14 protein-coding genes and 1 pseudogene are annotated in these 23595 nt (G+C 71.9%); 7 read left to right on the top strand and 8 right to left on the bottom strand.

What is annotated here, in order from left to right:
- Positions 1-6: 6 nt before the first annotated feature.
- A complete protein-coding gene (locus ACZ4O3_RS33700) occupies positions 7-912 on the bottom strand; it encodes an AraC family transcriptional regulator (RefSeq protein WP_384994082.1) in 906 nt (301 codons plus the stop codon).
- Between the two features lie 142 nt (positions 913-1054).
- On the opposite strand from ACZ4O3_RS33700, the gene ACZ4O3_RS33695 reads away from it, so the two are divergent.
- From ACZ4O3_RS33695 to ACZ4O3_RS33685, 3 genes are read left to right on the top strand one after another with little or no spacing between them, the layout of a single operon-like run.
- A complete protein-coding gene (locus ACZ4O3_RS33695) occupies positions 1055-1372 on the top strand; it encodes a putative quinol monooxygenase (RefSeq protein ID WP_467725875.1) in 318 nt (105 codons plus the stop codon).
- Between the two features lie 41 nt (positions 1373-1413).
- Positions 1414-2388 (top strand): alpha/beta hydrolase, encoded by a 975-nt coding sequence (locus ACZ4O3_RS33690; RefSeq protein ID WP_467725873.1) that lies wholly within the window; start codon positions 1414-1416, stop codon positions 2386-2388.
- Positions 2389-2392: 4 nt separating this feature from the next.
- Positions 2393-3271: an oxygenase MpaB family protein gene (locus ACZ4O3_RS33685; protein WP_467725871.1), complete on the top strand. Its 879-nt coding sequence runs from the start codon at positions 2393-2395 to the stop codon at positions 3269-3271.
- A gap of 67 nt (positions 3272-3338) precedes the next feature.
- Here ACZ4O3_RS33685 and ACZ4O3_RS33680 read toward each other — a convergent pair whose 3' ends face one another.
- The 4 genes and pseudogenes from ACZ4O3_RS33680 to ACZ4O3_RS33665 all read right to left on the bottom strand — a co-directional run bounded on the left by ACZ4O3_RS33680 (position 3339) and on the right by ACZ4O3_RS33665 (position 13705).
- Positions 3339-10316 carry a glycoside hydrolase domain-containing protein gene (locus tag ACZ4O3_RS33680; RefSeq protein ID WP_467725869.1) on the bottom strand — a complete coding sequence of 2326 codons (6978 nt, stop codon included), beginning with the start codon at positions 10314-10316 and terminating at the stop codon, positions 3339-3341.
- Positions 10317-10987: 671 nt separating this feature from the next.
- Positions 10988-11869 carry a class I SAM-dependent methyltransferase gene (locus tag ACZ4O3_RS33675; RefSeq protein ID WP_467725867.1) on the bottom strand — a complete coding sequence of 294 codons (882 nt, stop codon included), beginning with the start codon at positions 11867-11869 and terminating at the stop codon, positions 10988-10990.
- Positions 11870-11918: 49 nt separating this feature from the next.
- Positions 11919-12325 (bottom strand): annotated as a pseudogene (locus ACZ4O3_RS33670) (PPOX class F420-dependent oxidoreductase).
- A gap of 246 nt (positions 12326-12571) precedes the next feature.
- Complete coding sequence (locus ACZ4O3_RS33665) at positions 12572-13705, bottom strand: S1 family peptidase (protein ID WP_467725887.1); 1134 nt, start codon at positions 13703-13705, stop codon at positions 12572-12574.
- A 269-nt stretch (positions 13706-13974) separates the two neighbouring features.
- On the opposite strand from ACZ4O3_RS33665, the gene ACZ4O3_RS33660 reads away from it, so the two are divergent.
- From ACZ4O3_RS33660 to ACZ4O3_RS33645, 4 genes are all read left to right on the top strand, one after another.
- Positions 13975-15453: a glutamate-cysteine ligase family protein gene (locus tag ACZ4O3_RS33660; protein WP_362728797.1), complete on the top strand. Its 1479-nt coding sequence runs from the start codon at positions 13975-13977 to the stop codon at positions 15451-15453.
- 102 nt (positions 15454-15555) lie between these two features.
- Positions 15556-16782: an aminotransferase class V-fold PLP-dependent enzyme gene (locus ACZ4O3_RS33655; protein WP_467725865.1), complete on the top strand. Its 1227-nt coding sequence runs from the start codon at positions 15556-15558 to the stop codon at positions 16780-16782.
- A gap of 133 nt (positions 16783-16915) precedes the next feature.
- Entirely contained in the window at positions 16916-18976 is a 2061-nt protein-coding gene (locus ACZ4O3_RS33650; RefSeq protein WP_467725864.1) for a galactose-binding domain-containing protein, read from the top strand.
- 242 nt (positions 18977-19218) lie between these two features.
- A complete protein-coding gene (locus ACZ4O3_RS33645; RefSeq protein WP_467725863.1) occupies positions 19219-19956 on the top strand; it encodes a DUF3566 domain-containing protein in 738 nt (245 codons plus the stop codon).
- Positions 19957-19962: 6 nt separating this feature from the next.
- Here ACZ4O3_RS33645 and ACZ4O3_RS33640 read toward each other — a convergent pair whose 3' ends face one another.
- The 3 genes from ACZ4O3_RS33640 to ACZ4O3_RS33630 all read right to left on the bottom strand — a co-directional run bounded on the left by ACZ4O3_RS33640 (position 19963) and on the right by ACZ4O3_RS33630 (position 23557).
- The gene (locus ACZ4O3_RS33640; protein WP_362728436.1) at positions 19963-20424 is read right to left on the bottom strand and encodes a GreA/GreB family elongation factor; all 462 of its coding nucleotides are present in this window, start codon (positions 20422-20424) and stop codon (positions 19963-19965) included.
- A gap of 85 nt (positions 20425-20509) precedes the next feature.
- A complete protein-coding gene (gene secY, locus ACZ4O3_RS33635; RefSeq protein ID WP_362728438.1) occupies positions 20510-21823 on the bottom strand; it encodes a preprotein translocase subunit SecY in 1314 nt (437 codons plus the stop codon).
- A gap of 129 nt (positions 21824-21952) precedes the next feature.
- Positions 21953-23557 carry an adenosine deaminase family protein gene (locus ACZ4O3_RS33630; protein ID WP_467725860.1) on the bottom strand — a complete coding sequence of 535 codons (1605 nt, stop codon included), beginning with the start codon at positions 23555-23557 and terminating at the stop codon, positions 21953-21955.
- Between the last annotated feature and the right edge of the window lie 38 nt (positions 23558-23595).

The following is a 23595-nucleotide window of genomic DNA, read 5'->3' as shown; positions in this document are numbered from 1 at the left end:
GTCCGCTCAGGGAAGGACGCCCGCGGGTGCCCGGGTGGTGCCGCGCAGCCGGGCCGCGTCCTGGCTCGGGGGCGCGCCGAACTGCCGTCGGTACTCCCGGCTGAACTGCGAGGCGTTGTCGTAGCCGACGCGCCGGCCGACACCGGTCACGTCGCCGGGGTGGGTGGCCAGCAGCAGCCGGGCCTCCTGGAGCCGGATCTGCTTCTGGAACTGGATGGGACTCATCGCCGTCACCGCCTGGAAGCTGCGGTGGAAGGCGGAGACGCTCATGCCGGACATGCGGGCCACGTCCTCCACGCGGAAGGCCTGCGCGTAGTGCTCGCGGATCCAGCGCACGGCCCGGGAGACATGGCTGAGACCGCTGTCGGCCAGGCCGAGTTCACGCACCGTCGCCCCCTGCTCGCCGGTGATCAGGCGCCACAGGATCTCGCGTTTGACGAGCGGGGCGAGCACGGCCCGGTCGCGAGGCTCGTCGAGCAGCCGCAGCATCCGGACCACCGCGTCGAGCAGTGCGGCCGGGGCGTCGCTGACGGCGATCCCGGACGGAACTCCTCCGCCGGCCCGGGGGAGATCCCCGGGTCCGGCCCGCAACAGCAGTTCGGCGACGGCGGACGGCTCCAGGGTGAGACCGAACCCGAGGGCCGGGTGCTCGGGACCGGCCTGGGTGAACTGCCCCGTGACGGGCAGGTCGACGGAGGCCACCAGGTACTGGCCGGCGCCGTACTCGTAGACCCGTTCACCGAGGGCGAGGCGTTTGGCGCCCTGGGCGATGACGGCCAGCACCGTGCCGGACATGGAGGGCGCCGGCGGGTCCGGCCGGTCGACCCTGGAGATGAGGACGCCGTCGATGGCGGTGGTCCAGTCGGACCGGGCATGCCGGTCCAGCAGGCTGCGGAACTCGTCGAGGGACATGCCTCCATTGCAGCACCCCGCTGCCATCGTGCTCGCGCAGTCGAGAGGATCGTGCAAGTGCACGCGAGCATCGTTCTAACGTTCCCGCAGGTCAGGCCGCTTGAATGGAATCACCGCACTCCATCACAGGGAAGAGGGAACCATGATCGCCACCTACGGCTTCAACGCCACCCTGACCGCCGGGCCCGGCATGGGCGACCGGCTGGTCGACCTGCTGCTGACCGGCCTGGACGAGGGCAGCCCCGGCGCGAGCGAATTCTGCGTCGTCTACCTGGTCTCCCGGTCCGCGTCCGACCCGGACGTCGTCCATGTCACCGAGGGCTGGACCAGCGAGGAGGACCACCACCGGATCTTCGCCGGCGAGGCCGCCCAGGCCATCGTGGCGCGGATCGGCGGTCTGCTGGCCAAGGAGGCCGAGTACACCGACTACGTCCCGGTCCGCGGCAGGGCCGCGTTCTGAACCCCCGCACTCCGCTCCGGCACCGGAAGAAAGGCCAGACGATGACCATCGCACGCCCCGCCCTCGACCCCGAACTGCACCGGCTGCTCGCCGGCATGCCGCTGATGTCCCGCCTCACCCCGGACCTGCTCGCCCAGCTGCGCCGGCTCCCCTCCCCGCCGGTCGACTCCCTCCTCGCGCACCGGCAGGCCGAACGGCGGGAGATCACCGTGCCGGCCGAGGACGGCACCCCGATCCGCCTCTCGGTCGTCCGCCCCGCACACACCCCCCGCGCCGCCGCCGCCCCTTGCGTCTACTGGATCCACGGTGGCGGGATGGTCATGGGCGACCGCTTCTCGCAGCTCGACATCCCGCTGGAGTGGCTCGACGAGTTCGGCGCGGTCGTCGTCTCCGTCGACTACCGGCTCGCACCGGAGGCCACCGGCACCACGCTCGTCGACGACTGCTACCAGGGCCTGCTCTGGACCGTCGAGCACGCCGCCGAACTCGGCATCGACCCGGGAAGGATCATCGTCGCCGGCGCCAGCGCGGGCGGCGGACTCGCCGCCGGTCTCACGCTCCTGGCACGCGATCTGGGCACCCCGGCGATCGCCGCGCAGGTGCTGATCTGTCCCATGCTCGACCACCGCAACACCACCGTCTCCAGCCGCCAGTACACCGGCGTGCCCGGGGTCTGGACCGGCGAGATGAACGCGTTCGGGTGGCGGGCCGTGCTCGGCCGGCTCGCCGGCGACGAGGTGCCCGCGCACGTCTCACCCGCGCTCGCCGACGACCTCTCCGGCCTGCCCGCGACCTACATCGACACCGGCTCCGCCGAGGTCTTCCGGGACGAGGACACCGACTACGCGAGCCGTATCTGGGCGGCCGGCGGCCAGGCCGAACTCCACGTCTGGGCAGGCGGTTTCCACGGCTTCGACGCCCTCTTCCCGCAGGCCCGCCTCTCGGTCACCGCCCGCCGGACCCGCACCGAGTGGCTGGCCCGGGTGATCGGGGGTGACGGACCGGCCGGCCGGTGACACGATGCGAGGGGCGAGAAAGGCGGCAGCCGTGGTTCCGGACGTCCGCGCGTCTTTGGGCGCGATGCTCTTCCGCCGGGTGGCGGGCCCCGACGGACCGGCCACCCGTGCCCGGATCCACGGCACACCCGGCCCCCGCTGGTTCGTCTCCGGCCGTCCGATCCGCGTCGTGCACGGGGACGCCGCCATGTTCGTCGGAGGGCTGGGCGCCCTTCTCCTGCAGTCCCTGCATCCCCTCGCCATGGCCGCGGTCGCCGCGCACTCCGGATACCGCGGCGACCCCTGGGGGCGGCTCCAGCGCACCAGCGCCTTCCTGGCGGTGACCACCTACGGCACGGCGGACGACGCCCAGGCGGCCGTGGCCGCCGTCCGGGGCATCCACGCGAAGGTGCGCGGCACGACGCCGGACGGCCAGCCCTACCACGCCGCCGACCCGCACCTGCTCGGATGGGTGCACGCGGCCGAGACGGAGTGCTTCCTGCGCGCCCACGAGCGCTACGGTTGCGTTCCGCTGGACCGGGCCGGCTACGACGCCTACGTCGCCGACACCGCACGGGTCGCCGAGGCACTCGGGGTGATCGATCCGCCGCGTGACCGCAGGGAACTGTCGGCCCGGCTGGCCGGCTACCGGCCCGAGCTCAGGGCCACGCCCGACGCCCGGTCCGCGGCGCGCTTCCTGCTCCTCGAACCCCCGTTGCCGCTGCCGGTCCGTCCCCTGTACGGCATCCTGGCCGCGAACGCCGTGACCCTGCTGCCCTCCTGGGCCCGGTCACTGCTGGGGCTGCCCCGTCTCGCGGTCGTCGAGGACGTCACGGTGCGGCCGGCCGGTCAGCTGCTCACCCGCACGATCCGCTGGGCCATGAACACCCCCGACGTCTCGTAGCGGCCCGCAACGGCGAAGACCCGCCGTGCCCCGAAGGGCACGGCGGGTCCCGGCGTCACCCGGTGCGCTACGCCCAGGGCATGCCGCGGGTTTCCGCCCACTCCGTTCCCCGTGACCAGAGCCCGCCGCCGCCCGGGGCGCCGGAGGTGTTCCACCCGCCCGGTCCCGCGACGTCACCGTCACCCGCGGCCGGTACCCGCCGCTCGTCGCGGTCCGTGCGCTGGAACCCGACCGTGTAGGTCCGGGTGACCGCGCCGTTCGCCGAGGTCACCCTGATGGTGCGGGTGGTGAACCCGGACCCGGCCGAGAAGAGGACCGAACTGCCCTCGGTGACCTTCACCCGCTCACCGGACCGGACCGGCACGGCGGAGACGGCCGGTATCCTGCCGTTCTTCGGCCAGTCGACGACGTAGGTGGACACCTCCGGGTCGAACCCGTCGATCGCCGCACCTCCGACGGTCAGCGCCTTCGCGTCGGCGACGCTGGCCCCGGTGGCGTCCGAGAAGTTCTTCACCGTGACCGACCCGTCGGCGTTGACGACCACCTTCGCCGCCATCGCCGCCGCGAGGTTGATCCGCTGCCAGCTCGCCCCGCCGTCGGCGGTGAGGTCGAGCGGGTACCCGGAGTCCGTCGCGGTCTGCTCCAGGATCTGGCTGCGCTGAGCGGTGGTGAGGTCCGGGAAGGCCGTGATCAGCAGGGCCGCCGCGTCGGACGGCGTCTTGAGGGCCTGCCCGGCCTTGCCCACCTGGGAGAACCCGTAGGTCAGACGCCGCGTGTACAGGTCGACGTCCTGCGCCGTGCTCAGGCCGGCGTACGGGTCGCCCTCACAGGCCGCGAGCGTGTCGCCGTATCCCTCCTCCTGGCACTGCGCGAGCAGCACGTTCTCCATCTCGGTGTGGGCCTGCAGCAGCAGCTTCGCGAAGTCGGGGTCCGCCCACCGGTGCGCCACGGTGGCCTGGCCGGAGATCCGGCCGCCCATGACGTCCAGCGGGTAGTGGAACCCGAGGACGACGCGGTTGTCCCCGTACTCCGAGGTGCGCGCGAGGATGGACGGCGCCAGCTCCGGCAGGAGGGTGGCGAGTATCGTGCCGGCCTCGTAGCCGCCGTAGGTGTGGCCACTCGGGTACGAGCCGCTGGTGGCGAGGCTGCCGTACGAACCGTCCTGCGACTCGTAGACGGAGCCGCCGTCGCCGACGAACCCGAGCCGCACGTAAGGACGCTGGTAGCCGTAGTGGGTCTTGGCCGCGTCGACCTTGTCGAGGTTCTGCGTGACACGGGAGAACAGGGCGCTGGTCTTGGGCAGCCGACCGTCCTTCAGGGCGTCGCCGTAGATCTGCCCGAGCCGTGACCCGAGGCCGTCCGCCATCGTGACGGTGGAGCTGTTCGTCGCGTCGACCTCGGCCCGGTCCACCTCCTTCTGGGTGGCCGCGTTGTTGATCCGCACGGCGATCCGGTCGTTCTCCGCGGTCGGCGGGGTGCCCTGGGACACCTTGGTGTCGGCGCCGATGATGCCGGAGCCGAGATCGCCGATGCCGTTGAGCAGGCCGTAGAAGTAGTCGGTCCCGTCACCGGTTCCCGGCCACTTGTCCGACGGGTAGGACGCGTCGAGCGTCTCGTCCGGGAAGGGGGAGGACTCGTACGCCGGGTCGGCGGTGTCCACCGGGGCGTCCGCCGCCGAGTCGTCCGCCGAGGCGCTCTGGGCGGAGTCGTCCGAGGTCCCGGCCAGGGTGACCGCGGTGACGGTGGCCGTGTGCGCCTTCGCCTTGCCCGCGGTCGTGAGCAGTGCCGTGTCCGCGGTGGCGGAGACGTGCGCGGTGGTTCCGTCCCTCAGGGCCACGGTGTACCCGACGATCGGGAACCCGCCGTCGCCGGCCGGCCGCCAGGTCACCCGGACCTGCTTGCCCGTGGTGACGACGCCTGTGACGGAGGGCTTCTGCGGCTTGCCGCCGCTGGTCACCACCGGCGCGGTGGCCGCGCTGGGGCGGGAGGCGCCGACCGCGTTCACCGCACGGACACGTGCCGTGTACGACCTGCCGGACCGCAGCCGGGTGAACGTGGTGCTCCGGCTGTCCGGGTCCCGGATCTCGACCTGGTGACCGTCGTCCAGGGTGACCCTGTACCCGGTGACCGGCGATCCGCCGGTGTCCCCGGGCGCGGCCCAGGCGACGGTCACGCTCGTGCCGGAGGACGTCGCCGACACCGTGTCCGGCGCGGCCGGTACCGTCCTCGGCTTCGTGGCGAGCGCGGACAGGGCGCGCTGGAGCGCGTCGTACCCTGCCGTCAGGGTCGCGTCCGTGGCCGTCTCGGCCGCGAGCGCGGTCCTCGCGTCCGTGAGCGCCTGGGTGAACGTCTTCCACGACGCGTCGGTGTAGCGGGTGTCCTGGAGCGCCGACGCGGTGGCGACCAGGTTCTCCAGCCGCAGCCTCGGCACCGGGACGAGCTGCTTGGCGGCGAGGGTCAGGCTCCGGGTCTGGGTGTCGACCTCCAGCTGACTCGTGCCGTCGGCGTCCACGAGGGCCCGAGCGGCGCTGAGTTCGCGCCGGTACACACCGAAGTCGATGGTGTCGTAGCGCGTTTCGTCGGCAGAGAGGCCCTCGTACTGCTCGATGGCCTTGCGCAGGGCGGACTTGTCGGTGACGGCGGGCGTCTCGACGTGGTTGAAGGTGATCCGGCCCAGGTTCGCGACGTACGGGTGCGAGGAGTCCGGGGTCGTGGTCAACCGCAGGTGGACGGTGTGCTTGCCGGTGATCGCCTTGGGCAGCGTCAGGCTCGTCGTCCCTCCGGACGACCAGGCGGCTCCCGTGACCGGCAGCGGGACGGTCGCGTACGGCGTGCCCGGGTCGGCGGTGTCGAAGGAGTCCAGGTAGAGGCCGACGGCGGAACCGGTGCCGCAGCGCGCCGAGTTGTTGACGTAGGTGATCGTGACGGTGCTCTTTTGGGAGGCACCGAAGTCGATGTCCCCGTAGTCGAGCCAGGCTCCGTCGTAGGTGCCGCCGAGGTCGGTGGTGGAGCCGGAGCCGGTCCAGCCGACCGGCTCGCTCTTGAGCCCGCCGCCGCTGTTCGCGCGGAACGCGGTGGCGTCGAAGCCGACGGGCGCGTCGGCCTGCTGCGTCAGGGCCAGCGAGTAGATGTTGCCCACGTAGGGCTGGGACGAGGACTGCGTGCTGGAGACGAATTCGGCGTACACGTCCTGGACGCCGGTGAAGAGGCTCGCATCGAGGTGGACGCTCGTGGTCGCGATGGTCCCCCAGCCCGATCCGCTGTAGTCGAGCGGGACGGAGACGGTCTTCGGGCCGTCCTTGGAACCGAGGTGCAGTTCGATGTGCGAGTCCGAGGCCGCCCGCGACTGGGGCTTGTCATAGCGGACGGTGAGGGTGTCGGCACCGTCCCGGAGGTCGGTGTCCTTCCACTCGCCCCAGGCGCCGTTCGTCACGTTCTCGAAGATGCCGTTCGAGAGGTTGAGCGGGGCTGAACCGCCGCCGGTCGTGGTGCTGTTGACCGCGGTGAGGGTGGCGAGGGTCGTCGTCGGGGACGTGGCGACCTCGTACGGCGAGAACTGGTACCAGTCGAAGTTCGACACCCACTGCTGGCCGGCCGGCGCGTGGAACACGAACGTCGCGCTCGACGCGTCCAGCAGCGCGGCCGGGTCGGTGACGGCCGCCTGCACCGTGCTGTAGTACTGCCAGCCGCCGGTTCCCGGGAGCTGGACGGTGGCGACGACGGGACCGTCGGCGGCGCCGGCGTGGATGTCGACACTGCTCGGCTTCGCGGTGGTCGCCTGCGAGTTGGCGTAGCGGACCGAGATGGTCCTGGGCGCGACCCCGCCGAAGTCCAGCTTGGTGTACCGCTCCCAGGCGCCGTCGGTGACGCCACCGAGGTTGCCGTCCGAGTTGTTCCGCTCGCTGACGAGGCTGGGGCCCTCCTTCTGGTCGGGGGACTCGGCCTGCAGGACGGCGTAGCCGCCCTCGTCGATGGTGAGCGTGTCGACGGCGGAGTGCAGCCCGTCGGCGGCGGCCATGATCGTACCGGTCGCGGAGGCGGGGTCCGCGAGGACGGTCCGCGCGCGTTCGAGCGCCGACCGGAACAGGTTCCAGGAACCGTCGGAGTAGTTGCCGCTGCGGACCAGGGACGCCTGGTCGACCAGGGTGCGGAGGGCCTTGCGGTGCACCTTCGCGGCGGAGACGGCGAGCGGGTCGGTCGGGGACACCCCGGTGCCGCGCACCGTCGAGGCCCGCACGCCGTGGGCGAAGGCCGAGTCGGCGAAGGTGATGCCGAAGTGCGCGTCGACCTGCGTGCTGCCGGTGAGCGACAGCGTCGCCGTCCGCGAACCGGTGACGCGGAGGTCCGCGGTGACACCGCCCGGCAGGCCGGTCACGGTCGCCGCTCCCGTCCTGGTCAGGCTGGTTCCGTTGCGGGCGGCGAACGACGCCGGCCCGGACAGGGTGAGCTTCACGCTGCCGTCGACCTCGCCGTCCGCGCCGGTGTCGACGGTGTCCGGACGGGCGGAGACGACGGTGTCGCCCTTGCCCGTTCCGGCGCCGCCGTCACCCGTGTCGCCCCCGTCGGTGTTCAGCGAGTACGCGGGCTGCGAGTGGGTGCCCCACTGCGAGGGCTTGGACCCCATGGTGAAGTCCAGGGTGCCGCCGGAGATGATCTGGGAGTAGTCGAGCCACGTGTTGTCGAACCGCTTGCCGTTGAGGGTCGCGCTCTGCACGTAGTAGTTGCTCGGCGAGACGCCGTCGGCCTTCACCGTGAACTTGGAGCCGTTGGCGTAGGTGATCGTCGTGGCGTCGAAGAACGGGCTGCCGATCTGGAACTGGCTGGAACCGGCGGTCACCGGGAACAGGCCCAGGGCGGCGCCGACGAACATGGTCGACATGGTGCCGGCGTCGTTGTCCATGGTCGGCAGGAAGCCGTTCGGGGAGAGCTTGTAGACCTGGGTCTTGACCGGCGGGGTGAACTGGCCGCCGGAGCTGGGGGCTTCGTTCGTGGAGCCCGTCGCGATGTAGCGGTTCCAGGTCGTGCCGGTGTAGATGGACCGCACCCACTTCTGGGTCAGGCTCGGCTCTCCGACGTAGTTGAAGAGGTACGGGGCCTGCAGGTCGATCTCGTTGGCGTTGGAGTGCAGCATGGTCGAGCCGTCGTCGGCGGCCGAGTCCTCGCCGAACATGTGGTTGACCGCGGCCCTGCCCGCCTTGTCGCCGCCCATGGCCTTGATGAGGCCGCCCATGTCGTACGCGTCGTACCAGTGGTACTGCCAGAGCGTGCCCTGGTAGAGGCCGGCCGCCTCGAACCTCTCGTAGTCGGCGGCCTGCCAGTCGCCGCCCGTGGCACGCGGGGTGAGCAGACCGACCGCGGTGCCGTCGGCAGCGGTCCAGGCGTCGGACTTCACGAGGTTGTCGATCGCCATGGTCGACTGCGTACGCAGCTTCTTTGCGTCCGCGTCCTTGCCGAGCGCGTCGGCGATGACGGACAGCGCCCACTGGTCGTAGCCGCGCTGGACGGTCGTTCCGGGGTCGCCGCTGACGTAACCCTGCCGCAACTGGGCCCCCGTGTAGTACCCGGAGTACGCCAGCAGCGCCGGGTACGCCTCGTCGAGCCGGTCGAAGTTCTTGAAGCCCTTCGACAGCGCGTCGGCGACCAGGACGGCCGAACGCTCCCAGCGCACCGTGGGAACCGAGTGGGTGAGACTGCCGAGGCTCTTGCCGGAGGCGCGCTGGTCGGCGAAGAGCTCGATCAGCGACTGGATCATGTCCCGGTAGGTCGCCGGGTCGATGTACGCCTCGACGGAGTACTTGCGGAAGTCGTCCCAGGTGGACCAACCGTCGTAGTACGTGAAGCCGTTCGCCTTGTGCACCGCTCCGTCCGCGCCGCGGTAGGTGCCGCTGGTGCTGGTGGCGTTCACCGGAAGCGCGTACATGCGGTACAGGTGCGTGTAGAACTCCTTGGTGAGCGTCGACCCGGGGTCGGACTTCGCCGAGGAGCGCACGTCGACCGCGCCGAGCGCGCTGTTCCAGGCCGCCTTCGTCCGGGCGCGGGCCTGGTCGAAGGTGAGTCCCCCCACCTCGTTCTTCTGGTCGGTCGCGGCCTGTTCCGCGCTGACGGGCGAGAGCGTGACGCGCAGTTCGACGTCGTCCCCGGCGGACTTGTCGAATCCGAGGACGGCGCCGGTGTCGGAGCCGTCCTGACTGGTCGCGTCGGTCAGTTTGCCGTCGTTGCCCCAGCTCTTGAGCGAGGTCACCGGGACGTTCGTGGTGGCGTGGTAGTACAGCTGGTACGCGGCGCCGTTGAACGACCCCGCGACGAGCCCGGAGATCGAGGTGGTCCCGTCGGCGAGGGTCGTCGCCTTCATCGTCGAACGGGTGCGGCTGGTGAAGTTGTTCGCCAGGTCGAGGACGAGTTCGGGGTTCGATCCGGCGGGGAAGCTGTACCGTTCGAGCGCCGTGCGCGTCGTCGCGGTCATCTCGGCCTTGACGGTGCCGGGGTCCTGCGTCACCGACGACGCGGTACCGGAGACGGATCCGAGGCCCACCTGGTAGGAACCGGGCGTCGCGCTCTCGTCGTCGTGGCGGTAGGTGTGGGCGTACGTGCTGGGCGCGGGGCGCTTGTCGTACTGCACGGAGGTCGGTACGACGAGCAGGTCGCCACCGCCGCCCGAGCCGCCGACGCCGTCGAGGTTCGTCGCGGTGAAGCCCGCGATGTGGTCCTCGTTGTAGTCGTACCCGGTGTGGTTGCGGTCCGGGGTGGTCAGCGGGTTGACCTTGGCGAGGCCGTGGGGTGCCTGCGCGCCCGGCAGGTCGTTGCCGTCGTCGCCCGCGGTCGACACGAACGGGTCGACCAGTTTCGTGTAGTCGGTGCCCCCGGACGTCCCCGCGGACCCGGCGGTGGCGGGCAGTGCGAGCGCCGCGCCGCCGCCCGCCAGCGCGGCGGCGCCGAGCGCCCCGGCGAGCAGCGAGGCGACCGCCGCGCGCAGTGACCGGCGACGCCGGCGGGCGGTTCTCGGTGGCAGTGGGCGGGGCAGCAGGGCATCGGGTCTGACAGGCACGGAACCTCTCCAACGTCGCGATACACGGCACGGTTCGGGCCCATCGGGGACAACGTTGTCAGCCCGTACGGCACCCGGACCGTGCGGACTCGGGGCGAGATGGCGGCGGACGCACAAAACCCCCCGGTAGCGTGCGCGGCCGCCGCCATCAGACACGGGGAAAGCATGCAGCAGGCAAACAGTATTCGTACAGGAGATGCGTGTGCGGGCGCCCGCGGAGCGCCGGCCGACCGCACGTCAGACCGCCCTGGTGGGACGGGGCGTGACGTGCTCGGCTCTGCACGCCGAACCCGGGGGAGCGGCCCCGCGGTCGCGCGGACGCGGTGAGGCGGACGGGAGTGAACGACCGGTGGAGCGGGCCTGGCTCTCACCCGGCCCTGCTCTGCGAGAGCCAGGACTCCGGGAGGATCGAGACGCCGAGACCGTGGCGGCGGCCGAGCGGGAGACGGACGCCGCCCCTGCCGTGCCGTCCGTCGTCCCCGCCGGCCGCCGCCGGGAGGGTTGACCCGTCGCCCCGTCCCGAACTCGACGCCCCCGCCCCGGATGTCACGGCCCGCGACCCCGCTCGGCTTCACGTGCGGCCTCGCCGGCGGCACGCAGCCGCGGCGACCGTCCGGCTCGGAGCGACGGGCCGGTCCCGTCGTCGGTCCGGAGGGTGACAACCGCCGTACTCAGCCGCCGTGGCAGGCGGCGACCGCCACGCGGCCCGACCGCAAGGACGAGCGGTGCCGCGCCGGAGTGCCGGCGGTCCGCGCGAGCGTGAGGAGGTCGTCGTCCGAGACCACCCGCAGGCCGTACTCCGCCAGCAGTTCGGCCATCCGCTTCGGCGGCCACAGTGACCGCCACGGCTCGCCCGACGTCACGGAACTGCCGAGCACGCGTGCCAGCAGCCGGCCCGCGGACGCCCGCGCCGAGGGCGCCTGGTAGTTGAGGACGAGCGTGCTGTCCGGGGCGGAGCGGGCGGTGAGCGCGGCGACCGTCGTGCGGACCGCGTCACGGGTGAGGTAGGGGACGACGCCCTCCCACAGCCAGGTCGTGGCAGCGGAGGCGTCGTGGCCGGCCGCGTCCAGGACCTCGCCGAGGTCGTCGACGGCGAGATCGGCCGGCGTGAACCGCACGGAGCGGGCGACGGCCGGCAACTCGGGGATCCCGGCGAGCCGGGCGCGCTTGTCCTGCTGGGAGGCCGGATGGTCGATCTCCCACACCCGCGTGCGCGCGAGCTCGGGAAGCCGCCACGCGCGGGTGTCCAGGCCCGCGCCGAGGATCACGAGCTGGCCGGCCGGGCGGGCGCGCAGGGCCTCGTCGATCGCCGGCGTGCGCACCGCGACCACCTCGGCACACGCGCGCACGCTCTCGAAGGCGACCCGCGCCCGCCAGCCCTCCGGGACCGTGCCCGCGCGCACCTCGTCCACGGGCACCCGCTCCGCGCCGCTCAGCAGCCGGACCGCCACCGGATCCGTGAACCGGTCCGCGGCGATCCGCCCGTCCGCCGCCGCCCGGCCCTGGCAGACCAGTACCGCTGTCCGGCTCGCCGCGCGTCCGCTGTCACTCATGAACCCGCATTCAACACCACGCCCCCGACCGCGCCGCCCGCGAGCGGACTCAGATGTTGCCCACGACCTTGCGGGGCGTCGCGCGGACGACGACCCGTTGCGCGTCGTCCCCGGACGCGGGGTCGAAGTCGCGGTACTTCTTGCCGGTGTACTTGAGGGACAGTTCGTCGATCAGCCGCTGGCCGCCCTCGGTGGTCGCCTCGGCCGTGCCACGGATCTCCGCACAGGTGTAGGGCGCGTTCGGCGGGTTGGCCATGATGCTCACGCGGGGGTCGCGGCGCGGGTTCTGCCCTTGCGGCGGCCGACGGTCGTGGAGAACAGCAGATCGCCGCCGTCGCGCCGGAGCCAGACGACGGACTGCTGTGAGCTGCCGTCGGGCTGTACGGTCGCGACGACCGCGAAGACCGGTGTGCTGTCGATGAGCTGCTTCAGATCGTCCGAGAACGTGTCGGACAAGGCGGGACGCCCCTTTCCCCGCTCGTGAACCGGCGCTCGACCCGCCCACCCTACGTGATCGAACCGCACGGGTGCCCGTACCGGCCCCTGTACACGCCGGTGACGGCGGGCGAGGCCTTCCGGTGGGTCCGGTGGGTCCGGTGGGACGAGGGCCGTCGGTGCACGACGCGAACCCGCGCGGGCGGCCGCCCTGCCGAACGGCCGCTGTGGCCGGGGCGGTTGCGCGTCGTGCACCCGGGCCCGGGATCAGGCCGTGTGGAGCGTCAGCCCGTACCGGCTGAGAATCTCGTTGACCGGCTGGTACCAGGTCTCGCCGCCGGAGCCGCAGTTGCCCCAGCCACCGGAGGTGACGCCCTGCGCCTGGTCGCCGCTGATGAAGGAGCCGCCTGAGTCACCGGGTTCGGCGCACACGCTGGTCTTGGTGAGCTGGTGGACCGCCCCCTGGCTGTAGTTGACCGTCTCGTTCTTGGCCAGGACGGTCCCGCAGTGCCAGTGCGAGGTGGAGCCCGAACGGCAGATGGACGCACCGACGGGCGCCTCGGCGGAACCGCGGACGAGCTGGTCGGAGACCGTGCCCCAGCCGAGGACCACCGGTACGGTCCACCAGCCGCTGCCGACGTTCACCCAGGAGTAGTCGTTGTCCGGGAACGAGGAGCCCTGGAAGTTCCCGACGTAGGAGCCGTCCCAGCCGTACACGGCGGCGCCGGGCTGACCGCAGTGCCCGGCGGAGACGAAGCCGCCGTAGACCGAGAAGCCGATGGAGCAGCGGACGTTGCCCGTGTAATAGGGGTCGCCGCCCACGGTTCCGGCGGCCAGCGTGCCGGGCGTGCGCGCGGTCTGCCGCACCACGACGGGTCCCGAGGCGCGGGCGCGGGACAGGAAGGTCCGGACATCGTTGTCGGCACGATGTGCGCGGACCACGTTCACGACGACCGCGCCCGCCTCGGGGTCGACGTGCCAGCTCGCGACCCCTGCGGGGGCGTGGATCCTGTCGATGCGCGCCTTCGTCGCGTCGAGCTGCCGTGCGCTGTGTGCGACCAGGCGTACGGTCGCGCCCGTCGCGCGCACTGCTCCGGTGTCCGCGCCGCGGGTGACGGCGACGGTCAGGGTGCCGCTCGCGGCGTCGAACCAGGAGCCGCCGTACGACGAGCCGGCGGCCCGCTCGGCCTTCCGCTCCACGGCGGTCGCCGCCTTCTCGGCGGCCAGACGTGCCTCGGCCTGCGCCTCGGTGAGGCCCAGATCGTGGCGCATGGCGGAGAGGAGGGCGGTCGAGGCCGGTGCCTGGGGGGAGGGTGCCGGGGTGTCCGCGGCGGAGGCGGGCAGGGTGTTCGCGGTCGCCCAGGTGCCGAGGAGCAGCAGCGCGGACAGGGCGGAGCGCATGGCTGTGGTGCGTCTCAAGGGAATGCCCCTTCGTCGTTCCGGTGGTGTGGGGGTGGAACAGCAGACCGGTGAGAGCGCTCTCAGACGTGCGCGGCAGAGCCTAGCCGTGGATCATGGGCAGGTCCATGCCAATCACGGGATCGGCTGGTCACTCCCGGCCGCCTCGCCGGGTGCGCCCCGTGAACGCGGGCGCCGCGAGTGTCCGGGATGCCCGGGAAGTGCGACGCTGGACCCGGAAGGCATCCGCCGAGGGGACCCGGGAGGGCCCGATGGGACGTGATGTGCCGGCCCGGGTGTTCACACGGGAGGACCGGCGCCGGTATCGCGAGAAGATGCACACCTGTCTCGACGTACTGGCGCAGATGCTGCGTGATGCGGGCTTCGAGAGTGAGCGCCCCCAGGTCGGCATGGAGATCGAGCTCAACCTGGTGGACGGCGACGGGCTGCCGGCGATGCGGAACACCGAGGTGCTGCGGGCGATCGCCGACCCGGCCTGGTCGAGCGAGCTCGGCCGTTTCAACCTGGAGATCGACATCCCGCCCCGGGAGCTGACCTCCGGTGGCCCCGGAGCCTGGGAGCAGACCATCCGGGACGCGCTCAACCACGCCGAGGACCGTGCCGCGACGGTGGGGGCCCACCTGATCATGATCGGGATCCTGCCGACGCTGGGCGAGCCGGACGTGGGCGAGGCTGCGCTGTCCGGTGATCCGCGCTACCGGCTGCTGAACGAGCAGATCTTCGCGGCGCGCGGCGAGGACCTGCGTATCGGCCTCGAAGGCGTGGAGCGCCTTTCGATGTACGCCGACGCCATCACCCCGGAGGCCGCCTGCACCAGCACCCAGTTCCATCTGCAGGTGGCTCCCAGGGACTTCGCGGCCTACTGGAACGCGGCTCAGGCGATCGCGGGCGTGCAGGTCGCCCTCGGCGCCAACTCGCCCTTCCTCTTCGGCAGGGAACTGTGGCGCGAGACCCGTATCCCCCTGTTCGAGCAGGCCACCGACACCCGTCCGGAGGAGATCAAGGCGCAGGGGGTACGGCCGCGGGTGTGGTTCGGCGAGCGGTGGATCACCAGTGTCTTCGACCTGTTCGAGGAGAACGTGCGCTACTTCCCGGCGCTCCTGCCCCTGTGCGACGACGAGGACCCACGGCGGGTGCTGGACGCCGGGGGCGTGCCGCAGCTCGGGGAACTCACCCTGCACAACGGCACGATCTACCGCTGGAACCGGCCCGTCTACGCCGTCACCGGCGGCGGGCCGCACCTGCGCATCGAGAACCGCGTCCTGCCGGCCGGCCCCACCGTGGCCGACATCATCGCCAACGCCGGGTTCTACTACGGCCTGACCCGGGCCCTCGTGGACGAGGACCGTCCGGTGTGGTCGCGGATGTCCTTCGCGGTCGCCGAGGAGAACCTGCACGCCGCGGCCCGGGACGGCATCGACGCCCGGCTGTACTGGCCGGGGGTGGGCGAGGTACCGGTCACGGAACTGGTGCTCAGGCGCCTGCTGCCGCTGGCGCACCGGGGTCTGGAGCTGGCCGGCCTGGACGCCTCCTGGCGCGAGCCCATGCTGGGCATCGTCGAGCAGCGCTGCGTGAACGGCCGCAACGGTGCCCTGTGGCAGGCGGAGACGGTCCACCACCTGGAGCGGACCGGCGTCCGCGACCGCCGGGAGGCGCTGCGCCGCATGACCACCGCGTACATGGACTACATGCACCTGAACGCGGCGGCGCACACGTGGCCCGTGGACTGAGCGCCGCGGCGGGCTGAGGACGAGCGCCGACCCGGTCCCGGGGAGCGAGCGGCGTCGTGTCAGGATGCCGGGAGATCGCTGTGTTCCCGGAGGCTTCCTGACGTGAGTGAGACCGAGGTGGCCGTCGCGCCGCACCCCCTGCTGCTGGCCGACGGCGCACCCGCCGCCGACGCGTGGTCCCTGGACCCGGCTCTGACCCACCTGAACCACGGCTCGTTCGGTGCCGTTCCGCTGGTGGCACAGGAGCGGCAGGCACAGCTGCGCGCCGAGATGGAGCGCGCTCCGGTGGTGTGGTTCCCCGAGCTGCCGGAACGGATCGCCGCCACCCGCGTCGAACTCGCCGGTTTCCTGCAGGTCGACGCCGGTGACCTCGCCCTGGTTCCGAACGCCAGCGCCGGCGCCAGCGTGGTCTGCAACGTCCTCCCACGCCGCGGTGGCGGCGAGATCGTCGTCACCGACCACGGCTACGGGGCCGTCACCATGGGAGCCGAACGGCTGGCCCGCCGCTGGGGCGGCCGGGTGCGCACGGCGCGGGTACCGCTCGGCGCGGACGAGGACGAGGCGTACCAGGCCGTGGCCGCCGAGATCGGGCCGGCCACCGACCTGGTGGTGATCGACCAGATCACCTCGGCGACCGCCCGCCGGCTGCCGGTCGAGCGGATCGGCGCGGAGGCACGCCGGCAGGGCGCGGCGATGCTCGTGGACGGCGCCCACGCGCCCGGTCTGCTCGCGGCACCGCTCGACGGCGCGACCTACGACTTCTGGACCGGCAACTTCCACAAATGGGGCTGCGCCCCGCGCGGCACGGCGGCCCTGGTCGCCCGCGGACCCCAGCGGGACCTGCTCTACCCGCTGATCGACTCCTGGGGGGCCGAGGACCCCTATCCCGACCGCTTCGACCAGCAGGGCACGCTCGACGCGACCTCCTACCTCGCCGCGCCCACGTCCCTCGACTTCGTCGAGCGCACCTGGGGCTGGGCCGCCGCCCGCCGGTACATGGACGGCCTCGCGGACCACGCGGCCCACGTCATCGGCGCCGCGTTCACCCGGCTCACCGGTGACGACAGCCGGGCCGACGTCGGGATGCCCGTCCCCGGCATGCGTCTGGTACGGCTGCCCGAGGGACTCGGGCGCAGCCGGATCGAGGCCGACGCGCTGCGCGACCGGGTGGCCCGCGAACTCGCCGTCGAGGCGGCCTTCACCAGTTTCGGCGGCATCGGCTACCTCCGCGTGTCCGCCCACGTCTACAACACCCCGGCCGACTACGAGTACTTCGCTGAGAAGTGTGGGCCCGTGCTCGGCAACTGGGCCCGCCAGTCGCGCTGTTGAGTCCGCGGGTCAAGCGTTCGGGACCCTTGACTCGGTAGCCGGGCGGCCCCATCCTCGTCCGAGGTATTGCGCGGGTCATGACAACCTCAAGGGTCCGTCAACCGCGCCTTCCCGCCGACCGAGGGATGTGGCCGTGGCGCAGGTTCGAGGCTCGTACCGCAGGCGCAGAAACGTCACTGTGCTGTCGCTGCTCCTCCTGGTACTGGCCGTGGTCCTCGGGCCCACCCCGAGTTCGGCGGCGGGCGGCGACTGGTGGATCCCGGCCGCACGACCCGCCCCGGACGTCCAGATCGGTGTCACGGGCGAACCGTTCACCGGCACCACCGCCACGGGCGAGGTGCGCGGGTTCGTCGACGCGCACAACCACCTGTTCGGCAACGAGGCCTTCGGCGGCAGGCTGATCTGCGGCAAGGTCTTCTCCGAGGCCGGGGTCGCCGACGCCCTGAAGGACTGTCCCGAGCACTACCCCGACGGCTCACTCGCGCTCTTCGACTACATCACCCACGGCGGCGACGGCAGGCACGACCCGGTCGGCTGGCCGACGTTCAAGGACTGGCCGGCGTACGACTCGATGACCCACCAGGCCGACTACTACGCCTGGGTCGAGCGGGCCTGGCGCGGCGGACAGCGGGTGCTCGTCGACGACCTGGTCACCAACGGGATGATCTGCTCGGTCTACCCCTTCAAGGACCGCGGGTGCGACGAGATGACGTCGATCCGGCTGCAGGCGAAGATGACGTACGACCTCCAGGCGTACATCGACCGGATGTACGGCGGCACCGGCAAGGGCTGGTTCCGGATCGTCACCGACAGCGCGCAGGCACGCGCGGTCGTCGAGCAGGGCAAGCTGGCCGTCGTCCTCGGCGTCGAGACCTCCGAGCCCTTCGGCTGCAAGCAGGTCCTCGACATCCCGCAGTGCGGCAAGGCGGACATCGACAAGGGGCTGGACGAGCTGTACGCGCTCGGCGTGCGCTCCATGTTCCTGTGCCACAAGTTCGACAACGCGCTGTGCGGCGTCCGCTTCGACTCCGGTGGCCTCGGAACGGCCGTCAACGTCGGGCAGTTCCTGTCGACCGGCACGTTCTGGCAGACCGAGAAGTGCGCCGGCCCGCAGCACGACAACCCCATCGGCAACGCCTCGTCGCAGGCGGAGTCGGACCTCCCGGCGGGTGTGCCCGTTCCCGCCTACGACTCGGACGCCCGGTGCAACACACGCGGCCTCACCGAGCTCGGGGCGTACGCGGTGCGCGGCATGACGAAACGCAAGATGATGCTGGAGATCGACCACATGGGCGTCAAGGCCGTCGGCCAGGCCCTGGACATCCTGGAGTCCGAGTCCTACCCGGGCGTGATCTCCTCGCACAGCTGGATGGACCTGAACTGGACCGAGCGCGTCTACTCCCTCGGCGGCTTCGTCGCCCAGTACATGCACGGCTCCGAAGGATTCGTCGCGGAAGCCGCCCGGACCAAGGCGCTGCGCGACAGGTACGGCGTGGGCTACGGCTTCGGCACCGACTTCAACGGCGTCGGCGACCACCCCGCCCCGCGCGGCGCGGACGCCGCGAACAAGGTGACGTACCCCTTCAGGAGCGTCGACGGGGGCTCCGTCATCGACCGGCAGACCTCCGGCGAGCGCACCTTCGACATCAACACCGACGGCGCCGCGCACGTCGGCATGGTCCCCGACTGGATCGAGGACATCCGGCAGGCCGGCGGCCGGGACGCGGTGGACGACCTCTTCCGGGGCGCCGAGTCCTACCTCGGCACCTGGGGGGCCACGGAGCGGCACCAGGCCTCGGTGAACCTCGCCGGGGGACGGCCGGCGAGCGCCGGTTCGTCCGAGTGGAACCCGTTCACCAGCTATCAGCCGGGCCGTGCCACCGACGGCGACGACTCCACGCGCTGGGCCAGCGACTGGAGCGAGGACCAGTGGTGGCAGGTCGACCTGGGCTCCACCCACCTGGTGTCCCGGGTGACGCTGGACTGGGAGCGCGCCTACGGCAGGTCGTACCGCATCGAGCTCTCCACCGACGGCACGGACTGGGTCACCGCCTGGTCCACCACCTCCGGCGACGGCGGCCTGGACACGGCCCGGTTCACCGGGACCCCGGCCCGCTACGTCCGGGTCCACGGCCTCGCCCGCGGCACCGGCTGGGGGTACTCGCTGTACGAGGTGGGGGTCCACAGCGCCTGAGCCGCCCTTCGCCGGCGGCCCGCACGCACCACCGGCGCCGCGGGCGTCCGCGGTCCGCGCCCGTGCCGCGGCCGGCCCTGGACACCCCCGGGTGCGCCACCAGGAGTGCAGGGTCACGCGGGAGCCCATACCGTCGAAGGCAACGACCAGCAGGCCCCCACCGGCCGCCGGGCGGCCGTCGGGGGCCCGTCCGATGCGGGAGGAGTCCCTGCGAGGCTGCCGGGCCACTCAGGGAGACACGTATGAGTCGCGCCAAGCGCAGGACCCGTAACACCTCCCGCAAGCGGGCCACGTCCGGGCTCGACGCAACCGTCGAAACGGAGCGGAAGAGCCGCGCCGCCGGGCCGGGACCCGCGCCGCACGGCCGGGACGGCGACGCCACCGCGCCCGGTCGCACCGGGACCGCGGCGACGGCCGTCGCACGGCGTGAGTCCATACCGGACCGCCCCGCGCCGGCCCGCAGGTCCCGGCCGCGGACGATGCGCATGCGGATATCGGAGGCACAGCCCTGGTCCGTGACGGTGATGAGCTTCCTGCTCCTCGGCGGTCTCGGCGTCCTCACCGTCCTCGCCTCGGTCGCCGCCTGGGGTCTGGCCGCGCTCCTCGCACCGGACGCCCTGCCCCGGCTGAGCACGTTCCTGACCATCGCCTTCAGCGTCATCGTCCTCGAGGTCGTCCTGGGCTCGTGTCTGGCCGCCCTGACCACCTTTCTGTACAACCTGACCGCCCCGTACAACGGCGGTCTCGAAATCTCCCTCACCAACGACCTCGGGCCCACCGAGGCGGGCTCCAGGGCTCAGTTGGCCGTGGACCGCGCCCACGTCCGCGCCCGCCGCTACCTCCGCGCGCACACCCAGGCCTGGGTGATCGGCGCGGTGCGGCGGCTGCCGGCCAGGTTCACCGTCCTCCGGCGCGGGGAGCCCGCCGCCCCGGCCGACCAGGCGGCCCCCGTCACGCCGGACACCGGCCAGGGGGAGTGACACGCCCTAGGAGTCGCCCAGCGACACCACGGTGGCGTGCGCGCTGCCCTGGGGTGTCTCGAAGCTGACGGTGTCGCCGACCCGATGCCCGAGCAGCGCACGCCCGAGGGGACTGTCCTCCGTCACCAGGTTCTCGTCGGCCGCGGAGGCGATCTCGCCGATCGCGACGCTCTGCACCGCGCCGTCCGTGAACCGCACGGTGACGGTGCTGCCGACACCGACCACGCCCGCGGGGGCCGGCCCGGCGGCCACCGCCTGGTGCAGCCGCAGCGTGATGTCCTCGATGCGGGCGTCCAGGCGCCGCAGTTCGTCGGCCCGCTGCAACTCGTCGGCCTGGTCCGCGTGGTCGCCCGGGGAGTCGTCGCCGACCAGCGTCGCGGCGACGTCCTGCCGCTCGGCGTGGAGATCGGCCAGCTGCTGCTCCAGCGCGCGACGGCCCTCGGCGCTGATCGGTTCAGGCCCACCCATGGCCACTCCTTCGATGACGGGATGACTGAAGTCGGAGTCCGGACCGCACGTCGTACCGATTTTATCGATTTTGTCCGGTCGGGGGTCAGCGGAGGAAGCCTTCGTAGCTGCGCTGCTGGAGCTGGCTCTCGATCTGCTTCACGGTCTCCAGGCCGACACCCACGATGATGAGGATGCTGGTGCCGCCGAACGGGAAGTTCTGGCTCGCCCCGAACCCGACCAGCGCGATGGTCGGGACCAGGGCGATCACCCCCAGGTACAGCGAACCCGGCCAGGTGATCCGGTTGAGCACGTACGACAGGTACGTCGCGGTCGGCCGCCCGGCCCGGATGCCGGGGATGAAGCCGCCGTACTGCTTCATGTTGTCCGCGACGTCCTCCGGGTTGAAGGAGATGGAGACGTAGAAGAACGCGAAGAACACGATCAGCAGGAAGTACAGGATGATGTAGACGGGATGGTCGCCCTTGGTCAGGTTCTGGGCGATCCACCGCTTCCAGACGGAGTCGCCGCCCGAGAACTGTGCGACCAGGGCCGGGATCGACAGCAGCGAGGAGGCGAAGATGACCGGGATCACGCCCGCCTGGTTCACCTTCACGGGGATGTAGGTCGAGGTGCCGCCGTAGGCCCGGCGGCCGATCATGCGCTTGGCGTACTGGACCGGGATCCTGCGCTGGGCCTGCTCGACGAAGACGACCAGGCCGACCATGGCGAGGCCGACGAGGATGACCGAGCCGAACTCGATCCAGCCGCCCGCCAGGGTGCCCTGCTTCTTGATGGCCCACAGCGCCGACGGGAACGAGGCGGCGATCGAGATGAACATCAGGATCGACATGCCGTTGCCGATGCCGCGGTCGGTGACCAGCTCGCCGAGCCACATGACGAGGGCGGTGCCGGAGGTCATGCAGATCACCATCGTGATGGTGGTGAAGACGGACCGGTCCGGGATGATGCCGGCGGCGACCGAGCAGCCGGAGAAGAGGGCGCCGCTGCGGGCGGTGGCCACCAGGCCGGTGCCCTGCAGGACGGCGAGGGCCACCGTCAGGTAGCGGGTGTACTGGGTGATCTTCGTCGTGCCGGCCTGGCCTTCCTTCTTCATGGCCTCCAGGCGCGGGATGACCACGGTCAGCAGCTGAAGGATGATGCTGGCGGTGATGTACGGCAGGATGCCGAGCGCGAAGACCGTGATCTGCAGCAGCGCGCCCCCGCTGAAGAGGTTGACCAGTCCGAACAGACCCTGGTTGCCGGACGCCTCGTTCACACACGTCTGGACGGCTCGGTAGTTGACGCCGGGGATCGGGACGTGGGTGCCGATCCGGTAGAGCACGATGACGCCCAACGTGAAGAGCAGCTTCTTACGCAGGTCGGGCGTCTTGAAGGCATTGACGAACGCGGTGAGCACGGTGCCTCCTGCACCCCTTGTCCTGATCGGTCCGGGCGACACATGAATGACTCACCATGCGTCGCCCGACACCTGTTCAACCGAATTTGCAGCCGATGGGCTCACACCGGCCGGGTGCGCGTCCCCCGCTCACCGCTCGAAGGAGGCGTAGGCGGTCTCCTGCCGCCACTGGACGGCGGCCTTCGCGCTGCCGGCGAGGAGCCGGCGGCAGTCCGCGGCCGGGGTGCGGCCGCTGCCGGGCAACTGGCCGGCGCAGGCGGTCGCGGGGCGGTAGCCGTCGCGGGTGGGGTTGCCCTGCCACAGGCTCCGGCCGGGGAGGAAGGCGTACTCCAGGGAGGCGCGGGCCAGGTCCTTCAGCTCGGGGTAGGTCAGGCCGTAGGTCCGGGCGGCGTACTGGTACTCATGGGTCACGTCGATACGGGAGACGCCGGGGTCGTCGGTGGCCAGGACGACCGGTACGCCGTAGGAACGGTAGGTCTCGAAGGGGTGGTCGGCGCCGCGCACGCCGAGGATCTGCGCGTTGCTGGTGAACGGCACCTCGACGGCGATCTCGCGGGCGGCCATCGTCCGGGCCGTCTGCTGCCAGCCGTCCTCGTGGACCAGGTCGACGCCGTGGCCGACGCGCTCGGTGCCGGCGACGTTCACGGCCTCCGCGATGTGGAACTTCAGGTCCTCGGGCTTGACCAGTCCGGGCCACAACTCCCCCGCGTGCAGGGTGACGTGGGCCTTCGGGTAGACGGTGCGCAGGTAGTTGATCATGCGCATCTGCAGGCTGTAGCCGGCCAGCGAGCTGTCCCAGTCCTCGGGCTGGACGAGGTTGACGGCGACGAACCGGGAGTCGCGCTCGGCGAGCCGCATGCCGAGGGCCAGCTGCGTGAAGACACGCTCCGGCGAACTGCCGCGGTTGACCTGTGAGATCCAGCGGACGGTCAGCGCACAGCCCGGGCGGGGCCGGCTGGTGCCGCAGCGGGCGGCGGTACGGAACTCGGCGTCACCGTCGTCGGCCTCCTTGAGTGCGTCGGCCACGACCCTGTCGAGCCTGCCTCCGGCCACGAGCTTGGCGTGCAGGGCGGCCAGGTCGGGGTCCCAGCCGACCTCGGCGGCCAGCTGCCGCGCGCCGTCGGAGGCGGGGGTGACCATGGTCTCCAGGTAGAACTGGTTCTGCGCCGCGTCCGCGTCGGCGACCTGGGCGAGCAGTTTGCCGCGGTGGCGCCACGGCACCTCGCCGAACTTGTTGAACGTGTCGAAGAAGTGGTCGTGACCGTTCTGGTCCGGCGGGAAGTCCTGCATCGACCAGGCCCGCACGATCGCGTCGTGGAAGTCGTGGTCGGTGCGGGCGTCGGCGGCCGGCCGGGTGCCGGGGCCGCACGGCGGTACGACGGCGGTCAGTGTGGCCGTGTCGACGCACAGTGCGTCCTCGGCCGCGAGCTCGATCAGGTACTCGGTCCTGACCGCTCCGGAGAGGTGGTTGTGCAGGTCGCCGCCCTTGGGCAGATGCCGGAAGAAACCACGCAGCAGCCTTGGGTCGTTGCGGATCGACTCCAGGTACGCGGCCGTACGCGCCTCGGCGGCCGTCATCGGCCGGGGCGCCCCCGTGACGGACCCCTCGTGCGCGGTCGCGGACGGTGCGGCCGACAGAGACGCGAGGCAGAGCAGCGAGAGGGCGCCGAGTCCGGCGGAGAGCGCCGTGCGGCGTGCGGGGTGCGCGGCACGGGGGCCGTGATAGGTCGTCACACTCAGATGATCATCAGGTCGGCCCGGCCGGACCCGGG

This window comes from Streptomyces sp. NPDC026515 (assembly GCF_055567595.1).
This window is presented reverse-complemented; position numbering and strand designations above follow the sequence as displayed.

Coding starts and splice junctions, on each gene's coding strand:
- ACZ4O3_RS33685 (WP_467725871.1), top strand. CDS start 2,393: ATGCGAGGGGCGAGAAAGGCGGCAGCCGTGGTTCCGGACGTCCGCGCG.
- ACZ4O3_RS33645 (WP_467725863.1), top strand. CDS start 19,219: ATGAGTCGCGCCAAGCGCAGGACCCGTAACACCTCCCGCAAGCGGGCC.
- ACZ4O3_RS33660 (WP_362728797.1), top strand. CDS start 13,975: ATGGGACGTGATGTGCCGGCCCGGGTGTTCACACGGGAGGACCGGCGC.
- ACZ4O3_RS33665 (WP_467725887.1), bottom strand. CDS start 13,705: ATGCGCTCCGCCCTGTCCGCGCTGCTGCTCCTCGGCACCTGGGCGACC.
- ACZ4O3_RS33695 (WP_467725875.1), top strand. CDS start 1,055: ATGATCGCCACCTACGGCTTCAACGCCACCCTGACCGCCGGGCCCGGC.
- ACZ4O3_RS33690 (WP_467725873.1), top strand. CDS start 1,414: ATGACCATCGCACGCCCCGCCCTCGACCCCGAACTGCACCGGCTGCTC.
- ACZ4O3_RS33700 (WP_384994082.1), bottom strand. CDS start 912: ATGTCCCTCGACGAGTTCCGCAGCCTGCTGGACCGGCATGCCCGGTCC.
- ACZ4O3_RS33640 (WP_362728436.1), bottom strand. CDS start 20,424: ATGGGTGGGCCTGAACCGATCAGCGCCGAGGGCCGTCGCGCGCTGGAG.
- ACZ4O3_RS33675 (WP_467725867.1), bottom strand. CDS start 11,869: ATGAGTGACAGCGGACGCGCGGCGAGCCGGACAGCGGTACTGGTCTGC.